Below are 14,291 nucleotides of genomic sequence, written 5' to 3' on the forward strand. Positions count from 1 at the left end.
CCATGAGGGGGAATGCGGATCCGTGGCCGCGCGGTCACTGAGCGTGCGATCATGGCCGCTTTCGGTCGTGTGGCTTCAGTCACATCGAGTGTAAGGTCACACCGAACCCTCACCGCAGAGGCCCCGCCGCGTCAAGTTCCCTCCCCCGCACCGGGTCCCGAGTGACCGATCGGCACCGGCGGCCCCCTTCCCCGGACACCACACCGCCCCGTGTTCCACCCCGACACCCCTCACCCATCCGATCCGCACCACGGAAAAACGCCCCCTATTCCCCGGCCTCGAATAGGGGTGCCTGAGGGGTTGCCACCGAACCCGACAGGTCACACGGGAATCCGCTGGTTAGGGGTTGTCCGACCGCCCGCGACTCCGTAGCGTCCGATGGCGGCGATAACGGAATGGCGCGCCCCCGGCACCGACCCCGGAGACGCCCCTCCGAAGGCGGAGAAACAACCGGAGCGAACAATTCCTTCCGAAATGAATAAGGAATACCCCGGCCCGGAGCCACGGACCGGCCGGCGCGAATTCCGCGAATCGCCGGACTGCGTCCCGAGTGGATCGATGGGGGTCTGGAAAGCGATGGAAGACCGGCAGGAAGACCAGCGTCCCGCGACCGCTCCCGCCGGCTCCCCCGGCGGAGAGGCCGGCGGCATCGCCGTCATCGGCCTGGCCTGCCGCTTCCCCGGCGCCCCCGACCCCGCCGCCCTGTGGGAGCTGCTGCGCGGCGGGGGCGAGGCCGTGCACGACACCCCCGCCGACCGCTGGAGCGCCGAGGACCTCTACTCGCCCGACCCCGACGCCCCCGGCCGGGTGCCCACCCGCCGCGGCGCCTTCCTCGACGCGGTCGACCGGTTCGACGCCGCGTTCTTCGGGATCTCACCGCGCGAGGCCGCCGCCATGGACCCCCAGCAGCGGCTCGTCCTGGAACTGGGCTGGGAGGCCCTGGAGCACGCGGGCGTCCCGCCGGCCTCCCGCCGCGGCACCGGGGTCGGCGTGTTCATCGGCGCGATCTGGGACGACTACGCCTCCCTGCTGCGGCACGAGGGCGCCGAGGAGTTCGACCGGCACACGCTCACCGGCACGCACCGCGGCATGATCGCCAACCGGCTCTCCTACGCCCTCGGGCTGCGCGGCCCCAGCCTCGTCATCGACTCCGGCCAGTCGTCGTCACTGGTCGCGGTGGACGCGGCCTGCCAGAGCCTGATCCGCGGCGAGGCCGGCCTCGCACTCGCCGGCGGCGTGAACCTCAACATCGTCCCCGAGAGCGCCGTGGCCGAGGCCAGGTTCGGCGCCCTGTCGCCCGACGGGCGCTGCTACGCCTTCGACGCCCGCGCCAACGGCTACGTGCGCGGCGAAGGCGGCGGCCTGGTGCTGCTCAAGCCGCTCGCCCGCGCCCGGGAGGACGGCGACCGGATCCTCGCGGTCATCCGCGGCAGCGCGGTGAACAGCGGCGGTGCGGAGAAGGGCATGACCGTGCCCGACACCGACGCCCAGGCGGAGGTGCTGCGCGCCGCCTACGAGCGCGCCGGCGTCGACCCCGCGCACGTGGGCCACGTCGAGCTGCACGGCACCGGCACCCCCGTCGGCGACCCGATCGAGGCGGCCGCTCTCGGCGCGGTCCTCGGCGGGAGCCGCCGCGACGGCGGCCGACCGCTTCCCGTCGGCTCCGTCAAGACCAACATCGGGCACCTGGAGGGCGCGGCGGGCATCGCCGGCCTGATCAAGACGGTGCTGGCGCTGCACCACCGCGAGCTTCCGCCCAGCCTGAACTTCGCCACCCCCAACCCCGACATCCCCCTGGACGAGCTGCGGCTGCGCGTCGTCACCGAGCGGGAGCCGCTCGAAGCCCCGCCCGGCGGCGCGGTGCGGACTGCCGGCGTGAGCTCCTTCGGCATGGGCGGCACCAACTGCCACGTCGTCCTCTCCGAGGAGCCCGGCGGCGCCCCCGCCCGGGCCGGTGCTGCTGAGAGCGGCCCTCGGACCGCGCTCCCGGCCGTCCCCTGGCTCGTGTCCGGCAAGAGCACGGACGCCCGGGACGCCCAGGTGGAGCGGCTCGGGAACTTCCTGGCCGAGCGGCCGGGGCTGGACCCGATGGACGTGGGCTTCTCGCTGGCGACCGGCCGCTCGGTCTTCGAGCACCGCGCCATGTCGGTCCAGGGTGAGGAGTGGGTGCGCGGTTCCGTCGCGGGGACCGGCAAGACCGTGTTCGTCTTCCCCGGGCAGGGATCCCAATGGCTCGGCATGGGCGCCGAACTCCTGGACTCCTCCCCCGCCTTCGCCGAAGCCATCGCTGAATGTGAGGCGGCCTTCTCCGGGCTGATCGACTGGTCGCTGACCGACGTGCTGCGCGGCGCCGAAGGCGCCGCCTCCCTGGACCGGGTCGACGTGGTGCAGCCCGCGCTGTTCGCCACCATGATCGGACTGGCCGAGGTCTGGCGGTCGCTGGGCGTGGAACCGGATGCGGTGCTGGGCCACTCCCAAGGCGAGATCGCCGCCGCCCACGTGGCAGGGGCCTTGTCCTTGAAGGACGCCGCACGCGTCGTCATCCTCCGCTCCCAGGCCCTCAAGGCCCTGGCCGGATCGGGCGGCATGGTCTCCATCGCCGCACCGGCCGACGACGTCGAAGAACTCATCGGATCCCGGACCGGGCTGTCCATCGCGGTGGTCAACGGCCCGAGCGCGACCGTCGTCTCCGGCGACGCACACCTCCTCGACGGCCTCATCGCCGAATGCGAGGAGACAGGCCTGCGCGCCCGCCGCGTCCCGGTGGACTACGCCTCCCACTCCGCTCATGTGGAGCGGATCGAGACCGAACTACACGACGTACTCGCCGGAATCTCTCCCCAGCGGAGCGCGGTCGCGTACTACTCGGCCACCGAGAACGCCTGGATCGAGGACACGACGGTCCTGGGCCCCGACTACTGGTACCGCAACCTGCGCGAACCGGTCCTCTTCGGCCCTTCCGTGGAAACACTGAAGAACGAAGGCCACCTCTTCTTCATCGAGACCAGCCCCCACCCCGTCCTGCTCATGGCGCTCCCCGACGAGGTGATCGGCACCGGAACGCTGCGCAGAGACGAAGGCGGACTCCACCGCCTCCTCCTCTCCGCAGGAGAAGCCTGGACCAACGGCCTGAACCTCGACTGGGCCAACCTGTTCAACGCCACCGGCGCCAAGACCGTCGACCTGCCCACCTACGCCTTCCAGCGCCGCCGCCACTGGTTCACCGACGCCCTCCCCGACACCGCCGACGTTCCCGCCGACGCCGGCGGTTCCCTCCTGGCCGAGCGCCTCGCCGGGCTTTCGGGCGACGAGAAGTCCCGGCGCGTCCTCGACCTCGTCCTCTCCCAGGCCGCGACCGTACTGGGCTACGCGTCCACTGACGAGATCGACACCGACTCCACGTTCCGCGACCTCGGGTGCACCTCGCTGGCCGGAGTCGAGCTGCGCAACCGGATCGCCGCCTCGGCCGGGCTCCGGCTCCCCAGCTCCCTGGTCTTCGACCACCCGACGCCGAACGCGCTCACGGCTCACCTGCTGGAGGAGATCGAAGGCGAGGGCTCCGCCCCCCGCACCCCCCGCGCCCCCCGCGTCAACGCTCTGAAAGGCGCAGCGGCGGCCCCGCTCAGGGACGACGAACCGATCGCGATCACCGGCATGGCCTGCCGCCTGCCCGGCGGTGTGGAGTCCCCCGAGGACCTGTGGCGGCTCGTCGCATCCGGCGGTGACGCGATCGCCGAGTTCCCGGGCGACCGCGGCTGGGCGATCGAGTCCCTGTACGACCCGGACCCCGAGCGGACGGGCACGAGCAGTGTCCGCCACGGCGGCTTCCTCGACGACGCCGCCGGGTTCGACGCCGCGTTCTTCGGGATCTCGCCGCGCGAGGCGCTGGCCATGGACCCCCAGCAACGGCTGATGCTGGAGACCTCCTGGGAGGCGCTCGAACGCGCCGGGATCCCGCCGACCTCCCTGTCCGGGGCGCAGGTCGGCGTCTTCACCGGTGCCATGGCCCAGGACTACGGCCCCCGGCTCCAGGACGCCGTCGACGCGTCTGCGGGACGGCTGCTCACCGGCACCACGACGAGCGTGCTCTCCGGGCGCGTCGCCTACACCCTCGGTTTGGAGGGTCCGGCACTGACCGTGGACACGGCGTGCTCGTCGTCGCTGGTGGCACTGCACCTGGCGGTGCAGGCGCTGCGCCGGGGCGAGTGCGACATGGCACTGGCCGGGGGTGTCGCGGTCATGGCCACGCCCGGCATGTTCATCGAGTTCAGCCGGCAGCGCGGGCTCGCACCGGACGGGCGGTCCAAGGCGTTCGCCGCCGGTGCGGACGGCACGAGCTGGGCCGAGGGCGCCGGCGTCCTCCTCGTCGAGAGGCTGTCGGACGCCCGCCGCAGCGGCCGCCGAGTGCTGGCCGTGGTGCGCGGCAGCGCGATCAACCAGGACGGCGCGTCCAACGGGCTGACCGCGCCGAACGGCCCCTCCCAGCAGCGGGTGATCCGCGCCGCGCTCGCCGACGCCCGGCTGGAGCCGGCCGACGTGGACGCCGTCGAGGCGCACGGCACCGGCACCCGGCTCGGCGACCCGATCGAGGCCCAGGCGCTGCTCGCCACCTACGGGCGGAACCGCGGCGACGCCGCCCCCCTTCGGCTCGGCTCGCTGAAGTCCAACATCGGCCACGCACAGGCCGCGGCCGGGGTCGCCGGGCTCATCAAGATGGTGATGGCGCTGCGCGGCGGCGTGCTGCCGAAGACCCTGCACGTCGATGAACCGACCCCGGAGGTCGACTGGGACGCGGGCGCGGTCGAACTGCTGACGGACGACCTTCCCTGGCCCGAGGAGGCCGGCCGGGCGCGCCGGTTCGGGGTCTCCTCGTTCGGGATCAGCGGCACCAACGCCCACGTCATCGTCGAAGAGGACACCGAGGGCGCTCCGGAGGACCGCCGTCCGCTTCCGAAGGCCCTGCCCGCGGCCCCCTGGATCCTGTCCGCCAAGAGCGACGAGGCGGTCGAGGAGCAGATCGGCCGCCTCACGGACCTGCTCGATGAGCGTGCGGACCTGGACCCGGTGGACGTGGGCTTCTCGCTGGCCACCGGGCGCTCGGTCTTCGAGCACCGCGCCATGTCGGTCCAGGGCCAGGAATGGGTGCGCGGGTCGGTCGCGGGCCGGGGGCGGACGGTGTTCGTCTTCCCCGGGCAGGGCTCCCAGTGGCTCGGCATGGGCGCCGAACTGCTGGACTCCTCTCCGGTCTTCGCCCAGGCCGTCAACGAATGCGAAGCGGCCTTTGCCGGACTGGTGGACTGGTCGCTGACCGCCGTGCTGCGCGGAACGGAAGGCTCCGCCTCCCTGGACCGGGTCGACGTGGTGCAGCCCGCCCTGTTCGCCACCATGATCGGACTGGCCGAGGTCTGGCGGTCGCTGGGCGTGGAACCCGATGCAGTGCTGGGCCACTCCCAAGGCGAGATCGCCGCCGCCTGCGTCGCCGGAGCACTCTCCCTGGAAGACGCCGCACGCGTGGTCATCCTGAGATCGCAGGCGCTCAAGGCCCTGGCCGGCTCCGGCGGCATGGTCTCCATCGCCGCCCCCGAGGAGCGGGTCGCACAGATCATCGAAGGACGGGACGGACTGTCCATCGCCGTGGTCAACGGCCCGGATGCGACCGTCGTCTCCGGCGACGCCGACCTGCTGGACGGCCTCATCGCCGAGTGCGAGGAGACGGGGCTGCGCGCCCGCCGCGTCCCCGTCGACTACGCCTCCCACTCCGCTCATGTGGAGCGGATCGAGACCGAGCTGCGCGACGTCCTCGCCGGAATCCGGCCGCGCCGCGCCGATCTCCCCTTCTTCTCCTCGCTGGAGGGCGCCTGGGTCGAGGACACCTCCGCCCTGAACGCCGACTACTGGTACCGCAACCTGCGCCACCCGGTCCTCTTCGGCCCCTCCGTGGAAACGCTGAAGAACGAAGGCCACCTCTTCTTCATCGAGACCAGCCCCCACCCAGTCCTCCTCATGGCGCTCCCCGACGACACCGTCGGCACCGGCACGCTGCGCAGAGACGAAGGCGGACTCCACCGCCTCCTCCTCTCCGCAGGAGAAGCCTGGACCAACGGCCTCACCATCGACTGGGCAAGCCTGTTCAACGCCACCGGCGCCAAGACCGTCGACCTGCCCACCTACGCCTTCCAGCGCGAACGCTACTGGCTCGCTCCCCCGCCCCGCCCCTCGCTCTCCGGAGGCGGCGATGCGGCGCCGGGCGCCGAGCGGACCTCCGCCGGTTCCCCGCTCGATGACTGGGGGTACCGCGTCACCTGGACGCGCTCCTCCCCGGCCGCGCGCATCCCCCGGACGCGGCTCCAGGGCCGCTGGCTCCTGGTCGTCCCCTCCGCTCTCTCCGGGCCCGGCGGTTCCGCCGGCGGCGGCCCTGCCACCGGCGGCTCTGATGCGGGCGCCCCCGGTGCGCTGCGCGGGGCCGCCGCCGACATCGACCGCGCCGTGCGGGGCGCGGGCGGATCGACGTCCGTCGCCGCCGTCGGCCCCGGAGACGGCAGGACGGCCATCGCCGACGCCGTCCGGGCCGCCGCCCTCGCGGAGGGCCCTGACGGGGCCGGGGCGTTCTCCGGGGTGGTGTCCCTGTTCGGCGCCTCCCCGGACGGCGCCGGCTCCGCCTCCGGGGAGGCCCCTCCGGTGCCGGGCGCCGCGCTCACCTCGACCGTCCTGCTGATCCAGGCGCTCCGCGACGCCGGCGTCGCCGCGCCGCTGTGGTGCGTGACCCGGGGGGCCGTCAGCACCGGCCGGGCGGACGCCCCGCCCTCGCCCGAGCAGGCGATGCTCTGGGGGCTGGGCCGCGTCGCCGCCCTGGAGCACCCGGGGTCCTGGGGCGGCCTGCTCGACCTGCCCGCGGCGGCGGGGCCCGCGGCCGGGTCCGCCGCCTCCGAGGCCGCCGCGCCCGGCTCGGAAGGCGCGCCCGACCGCGCTTCGGAGCGCGCCTCCGACCGCGCCGTCGCCGCCGTGCTGGGCGGTGCCTACGGCGACGAGGACCAGGTCGCCGTGCGCCCCTCGGGCGTCCTCGTGCGCCGCCTGGCCCGCGCCCCCCTGGCCGACCGGTCCCCGGTCCGTTCCTGGTCGCCCGAGGGGACGGTGCTGGTCACCGGCGCGTTCGGGGCGCTCGGCGGCCACCTCGCCCGGTGGGTCGCCTCGCGCGGCGCGCGGCGCATCGTCCTCGCGGGCCGCCGCGGCGCCGAGACGCCCGGCGCCGCCGGCCTCGTCGCCGAGCTGGAGGCGTCGGGCGCGCAGGTCACCGCGGTCGCCTGCGACGTCGGCGACCGCGACCGGGTCGCGGAGCTGATCGGCGGCCTGCGGGACGGCGCGGACGGGACCCGGCTCACCGCCGTCGTGCACGCCGCCGCGCAGCTGGACGACGGCCTCGTGGAGTCCCTCCGCCCCGAGCAGGTCGCCCGCGCCCTGCGGGCCAAGGCGGCCGGGGCCCGCCACCTCGACGAGCTCACCCGCGACCTGGACCTCGACGCCTTCGTCCTGTTCTCCTCGGTCTCCGCGACCCTCGGCCTCCCCGGCCAGGGCAACTACGCGCCCGGCAACGCCTTCCTCGACGCGCTCGCCGAGGAGCGGCGCGCCGCCGGGCGGCACGCGCTGAGCATCGCCTGGGGCCCCTGGGCCGGCGGCGGGATGGCGGCCGAGGGGTCGGTCGGCGAGCGGCTGCGCCGGCACGGCCTGCCGTCGATGGACCCGCGCTCCGCGCTGGAGGTGCTCGACCGCGCCACGGCCTGCGACGAGACCGTGCTCACCGTGGCCGACATCGAGTGGGACCGGTTCTTCTACGCCTACACGGTCGACCGGGCGCGCCCCCTCGTCCAGGACCTGCCGGAGGTGCGCCGGCTGCGGGAGCGCGAGGCGCCCGCGCCGGAGGGGGCCGCGGCGGCGCCCGCCGCGCCGCTCGCCCGCCGCGCCGCCGGGGCCGGCCCGGAGGAGCGCGACCGGGCCCTGCTGGAGGCCGTCCGCGGCGAGGTCGCCGGGGTCCTCGGCTTCTCCGGGCCCAGCGAGGTCCGCCCCGACCGCCCGTTCAAGGAGATCGGGTTCGACTCCATCACCGGGGTCGAGCTGCGCAACCGCCTCAACACCGCCACCGGGCTGCGGCTCCCGGCGACGGCCGTGTTCGACCACCCGACCCCGGCGGAGCTGGCCGCCCGTATCGGCGCCGAGCTGTTCGGCGGCGGGCCGGAGGCCGGCGCCGCGTCCGCGGCGGCCGGGGCCGGAGGCGGGGCCGGCGACGACCCGATCGCCATCGTCGCGATGGCCTGCCGCTACCCGGGCGGCGTCCGCGGCCCGGAGGAGCTGTGGGAGCTGCTCGCGCGGGGCGGGGACGCCACCTCGGGGCTGCCCCGCGACCGCGGCTGGGACCTGGAGTCCCTGGTCGACCCGGACCCCGCGAGCAGCGGCACGACCTACGCCGACCGGGGCGGGTTCCTGCACGACGCGGCGGAGTTCGACCCGGCGTTCTTCGGGATCTCGCCGCGCGAGGCGCTGGCCATGGACCCCCAGCAGCGGCTCCTGCTGGAGGCGTCCTGGGAGGCGTTCGAGCGGGCCGGGATCGTCCCCGAGTCGCTGCGCGGCAGCCGCACCGGCGTCTTCGTCGGCCTCAGCTACCAGGACTACGCCGCCCGCATCCCCCGCGCCCCCGAGGAGGTCGAGGGGTACCTGCTGACCGGCAGCACGCCGAGCGTGGCCTCCGGCCGCATCGCCTACACCTTCGGGCTGGAGGGGCCCGCGGCGACGATCGACACCGCCTGCTCGTCCTCGCTGGTGGCGCTCCACCAGGCGGTGCGGGCGCTGCGCGGCGGCGAGTGCGACATGGCGCTGGCCGGCGGGGTGGCGGTGATGTCCACGCCGGCGATGCTGGTGGACTTCAGCCGCCAGCGCGCGCTGGCGCCCGACGGGCGGTGCAAGGCGTTCGCGGCCGGCGCCGACGGGTTCGGGCCGGGCGAAGGGCTGGGGCTGCTCCTGGTCGAGCGGCTGTCCGACGCCCGCCGCAACGGGCACGAGGTGCTCGCCCTCGTCCGCGGCACCGCCGTCAACCAGGACGGCGCGTCCAACGGGCTGACCGCGCCGAACGGCTCCGCCCAGCAGCGGGTGATCCGCGCCGCGCTGGACGACGCGGGGCTCGCCCCCGGGGACGTCGACGCGGTGGAGGCGCACGGCACCGGGACCGCCCTGGGCGACCCGATCGAGGCCGGGGCGCTCCAGGCCGTCTACGGCCGGGGGCGGCCGGAGGGCCGCGCCCTGGCCGTCGGGTCGGTCAAGTCCAACATCGGGCACGCGCAGGCCGCGGCGGGCGTCGCCGGGGTCATCAAGATGGTCGAGGCGATGCGGCGCGGGCCGCTGCCGCGCACCCTGCACGCCGAGGAGCCCAGCCGGCACATCGACTGGGACTCCGGCGGGCTCGCGCTGCTCTCCGAGCCGGCCCCCTGGCCGGAGACCGGGCGGCCGCGCCGGTCGGCGGTCTCCTCGTTCGGGATCAGCGGGACCAACGCGCACGTCGTCCTGGAGCAGGGCCCGGCCGGGCCCGCCGCCGGGGAGGGCGCCGGGGCGCCGGAGGACGCGGACGCCCGGCCGCTGCCGCTGGTGCTCTCCGCCCGCTCCCCCGAGGCGCTGCGCGGGCAGGCCGCTGCGCTCCGCGACCACCTCGACCGGGCCGCCGCCGGGGAGGCCGCCGGCGAGCGGGGCGGAGGCGCGCCCTCCCCGGCGCCGCGGCTGCTCGACCTCGCCCGCACCCTGGCCGCGGAGCGCACCGCCTTCCCGCACCGCGCGGCCCTGCTGCCCGGCGGCGGCGCCGACGCGCGCGGCCTGCTCGACGTGCTGGCGTCCGGCGGCACCGCCCCCGGCCTGCACCTCGGCACCGCGCAGGAGGGGGCGACCGCGTTCCTCTTCTCCGGCCAGGGCAGCCAGCGCGCCGGGATGGGGCGCGGGCTCCACCGCCGCTTCCCGGTGTTCGCGCGGGCCCTGGACGAGGTGTGCGCCCGCTTCGACGCCCACCTGGACCTCCCGCTGCGCGACGTGATGTTCGCCGAGGAGGGCACCCCGGAGGCCGCCGAGCTGCACCGCACCCGCTACACCCAGTGCGCGCTGTTCGCACTGGAGACGGCCCTGTACCGGCTCGCCGAATCCTGGGGGCTCCGCGCCGACGTGCTGATCGGCCACTCCATCGGCGAGCTGGCCGCCGCGCACGTCTCCGGCGTCCTCGGCCTGGACGACGCGTGCACGCTGGTGGCCGCCCGCGGCCGCCTGATGCAGGGGCTCCCCGAGGGCGGCGCGATGCTCGCCGTCCAGGCCTCCGAGGAGGAGGCGGCGCCCTACCTGGAGGGCCGCGAGGCCGCCCTGGGCATCGCCGCCGTCAACGGCCCCTCCGCGGTGGTGCTCTCCGGCGATGAGGAAGCCGTCGCCGAGGCGGAGCGGTACTGGTCGGGTGAGCGGGGCCGGAAGGCCCGGCGGCTGCGGGTCGGCCGCGCCTTCCACTCGCCGCGCATGGAGCCGGTGCTGGCGGAGTTCCGCGCGGTCGCCGAGCGGCTCGACTACCGGCCCCCGCGGATCCCGGTCGTCTCCAACCTCACCGGCCGCACCGCCTCCGCCGAGGAGCTGGCCGACCCCGGCTACTGGGTGCGCCACATCCGGCACGCGGTCCGGTTCCTCGACGGCGTGCGCGAGCTCGCCGCCCGCGGCGTCACCGCCTACCTGGAGCTGGGCCCCGACGGGGTGCTGACCGCGATGGCGCGGGACTGCCTGGACGGCGCCGCCGAGGGCCCCTCCGGGTCCGGCGGCGGCCCGCTGCTGCTGCCCGCGCTGCGGCGCGGCCGCGACGAGGCGGAGACCGCCTCCGCCCTGCCGGCCGCCGCGCACGTGCACGGCGCCGGGCCCGACTGGGAGGTGTTCTTCTCCGGGAGCGGCGCCCGCCGCGCGGACCTGCCCACCTACGCCTTCCAGCGGCGCCGCCTCTGGCTGGACGCGCCCGACCGGGGCGCCGCCGGGCCCGGCGCCGAAGGGCTCGGCCTGCAGGAGGTGGACCACCCGCTGCTGCGCGCCGCCCTGCCCCTGCCGGACGGGGAGGGGGCGGTGCTCACCGGGCGGCTGTCCCTGCGCGCGCAGCCGTGGCTGGCCGACCACGCCGTCGCGGGCGGCGCGCTGCTGCCCGGCACCGCCTTCGGCGAACTCGCGGTGCGCGCCGCCGAGCAGGCGGGCGGCGGGACGGTCCGCGAGCTCACCCTCGAAGCCCCGCTGCCGCTCGCCGAGGGGGAGGGCACGGCGCTGCACGTGGCGGTCTCCGCGGCCGGCGCCGACGGTTCCCGCTCGGTGAGCGTGCACGCCCGCCCCTCCGACGCCGGTCCCGGCGAGCCGTGGACCCGGCACGCGTCCGGCACGATCGCCGGCGGCCCCGTGCCCGGTTCCGCCTCCCCCGCCCCGGCGGGCCCGGACGGGTCGGCGGCCTGGCCGCCGCCCGGGGCGCGGCCGGTCCCGCTCGACGGGCTGTACGAGGGGTTCGCCGGGACCGGCCTGGAGTTCGGCCCCTCCTTCCAGGGCCTGCGCGCCGTGTGGCGGGGCGACGGCGCGGTGTTCGCCGAGGTCGCCCTGGCCGAGGAGGCGCACGCCGACGCCGCGCGGTGCGCGGTCCACCCCGCGCTGCTGGACTCCGCCCTGCACGCCATCGCGGCGGGCGGGCTCGGCCCCGGCGACGGGGGCGTCCGGCTGCCCTTCGTGTGGAGCGGCCTCACCGTGCACGCCCCCGGGGCCGTGCGCGCCCGCGTCCGGATCGAGCCGCTCGGCGACGACGCCGTGTCGGTCCTGCTCTCCGACGACCGCGGTCGGCCTGTGGCCGAGGTGGAACGGCTCACCCTGCGCCGCGCCGCCCCCGAGTCGCTGGGCCGCCCGGCCCGCGGCGGCCTGCTGTACCGGGTGTCCTGGGAACCGGTCGCCGCCCCGCCCTCCGGGGGTGCCGCTGATGCGCCGGTCACGGTGGTGGCCGGGCCGCCCGAGGACGCGGTGGCGGCGCCGCCGACCGCGGCCGCACCGGAGAGCGGCGGGCGCCCGGAGGAGGAGCGCCGGCCCGCCGAAGCGCCCGCGCAGGACGGCGGAGCGGCCGCAGGCGGCCCGGCCGGCCGGAACGGCGCCACCGGCGCGCCGCCGGAGAGCGGCCTGCGCCCGGAGGCCGGGCCCCGGGCCACCGGGGCGCCCGCGCAGGACGGTGGGGCCGACCGGGCGGGCGCCCCGGCCGGTGGGGCCGGCGTGCGCGGTGCGCTCACGGCCGGTGGCATCGCCGCCGCGCTGGAGGGCCGGCGGCCGGGTGTCCGGCTCCAGGGCGGTGCCGACGGCGGCGCGGCGCCGGAGGGCACGGCCGTCGTTCCGCTGCCCGGCGGGGACGACGTGCACGGCGCGGTGCGCGCCGCCCTCGGGCTCGTCCAGTGGTGGATCGGCGCGGACGGCGGAGGGGCGGGCAGGCTGGTGCTGGTCGCCCAGGGTGCGGTCGCCGCCGAGGGCGACCCCGCGCCCTCTCCCCCGGCCGCGGCGGCCTGGGCGCTGATCCGCTCCGCGCAGACCGAGAACCCGGGGCGGTTCGGCCTGGTCGACGTGGACGGCGACCCCGCCTCGCTCCGCGCCCTCCCCGACGCGGTCGCCTCCGATGAACCGCAGCTGGCCGTCCGCCGCGGCGGCGTCCTCGCCGCCCGGCTCGCACCGGCCGAGGCCGGCGGCGCCGACGGCAGAGCGGACACCGGCGCCGGTCCCGCGAACGACAGCGCCGACCGGCCCGAGCCCTCCGTGTTCCGGCCCGGCGGGACCGTGCTGATCACCGGCGCCGGCGGGACCCTCGCCCGGGTGCTCGCCCTGCACCTGGCCCGCGAGCACGGCGTGCGCCGGCTGCTCCTGCTCGGCCGGCGCGGGCCCGACGCCCCCGGAACCGGCGGGCTCACCGCCGAACTCGCGGCCGAAGGCGCCGAGGTCCGCGTCGCGGCCTGCGACGCCGCCGACCGCGACGCCCTCGCCCGCGCCATCGCAGAGATCCCCGCCGAGCACCCGCTGAGCGCGGTCGTGCACGCCGCGGGCGTGGTCGACGACGGCATCGCCGCCGCCCTCGACCCCGAACGCCTGGCGCCGGTGCTCCGCCCCAAGGCGGACGCCGCCCGGCACCTCGACGAGCTCACCCGCGGCCTCGGCCTCGACGCGTTCGTCCTGTTCTCCTCCGCCGCCGGCGTGTTCGGCACCGCGGGGCAGGCGTCCTACGCCGCCGCGAACGCCGCGATGGACGCCCTGGCCCGGCGGCGGGCCGAGGCGGGGCACCCCGCCCTCTCCCTCGCCTGGGGCATGTGGGCCGAGCGCAGCGCCATGACCGGCGGGCTCGGCGCCGCCGACCTGAAGCGGATGCGCCGGTCCGGCATCGGCGCGCTGGAGACCGGTGAAGGGCTCGCGCTGTTCGACGCCGCGCTGCGCGGCGGCGGGCCGGTCCTGCTGCCGATGCGGATCGACGCCGCCGGCCTCCGGCGCGAGGCCGCGTCCGGCGCCGAGGTGCCCGCTCTGCTGCGGAACCTGGTGCGGGCCGCCCCGCCGCGCCGGAGCCCGGCCCCCGCCGGTTCCGCCGTGGACGGCGACGGCGGCGGCGCCCCGAGCGCCCCCCGGCTCCTCGAACTGCTGCGCGGCGCCGACGACCGCCGGCGCGTGCTCCTGGAGGCGGTGTGCGCCGAGGCCGCCGGGGTGCTCGGCCACCCGTCGAGCGCCGCCATCGACCCGGACGAGGGGTTCGTGGACGCCGGCTTCGACTCGCTGACCGCCGTCGAGCTGCGCAACCGGCTCGGTGCCGCCGCCGGGACGAAGCTCCCCGCGACGCTGGTGTTCGACTACCCGACGCCCGCCGCGCTCGCCGGCTTCCTCGACGAGGAGCTGCCGCACGGCGACGGGGAGCCGGCCGGGGCCGCCCCGGGCTCCGGCGGGCGGCCCGCGACCCCGGGCGAGGCCATCGCCGAACTGGACCGGATGGCCTCGGCTCTCGCGGCCCCGGAGGCACCGGTCGGCCACGAGGACCGCACCGCCCTCGCCAAGCGGCTGCGGAACCTGGTCGCCCTGGTCGAGGACCCGGCGTGGGGCTCCGTCCGGCGGGACGCCGATCCGGGCGGCGGGGCCGCCACCGGGCCGGGCGGCCCGGCGGGCGGGGCCGACGCGGGCGGGACCGACATCAGCACGGCATCGGCCGACGAACTGTTCGACCTCCTCGACGGGGAGCTCAGTGAGCCTTGATCACCTCC

At 76.9% G+C, this 14,291-nt stretch carries 1 protein-coding gene; it reads left to right on the plus strand.

What is annotated here, in order from left to right; all coding sequences use genetic code 11:
- Positions 1–576 precede the first annotated feature (576 nt).
- Positions 577–14,283 (plus strand): SDR family NAD(P)-dependent oxidoreductase, encoded by a 13,707-nt coding sequence (locus J0910_RS20300; RefSeq protein WP_420160132.1) that lies wholly within the window; start codon positions 577–579, stop codon positions 14,281–14,283.
- Positions 14,284–14,291: the final 8 nt, after the last annotated feature.

It is taken from the genome of Nocardiopsis oceanisediminis, from assembly GCF_048595525.1.
Classification (GTDB): domain Bacteria; phylum Actinomycetota; class Actinomycetes; order Streptosporangiales; family Streptosporangiaceae; genus Nocardiopsis_A; species Nocardiopsis_A oceanisediminis.

Coding starts and splice junctions, on each gene's coding strand:
- J0910_RS20300 (WP_420160132.1), top strand. CDS start 577: ATGGAAGACCGGCAGGAAGACCAGCGTCCCGCGACCGCTCCCGCCGGC.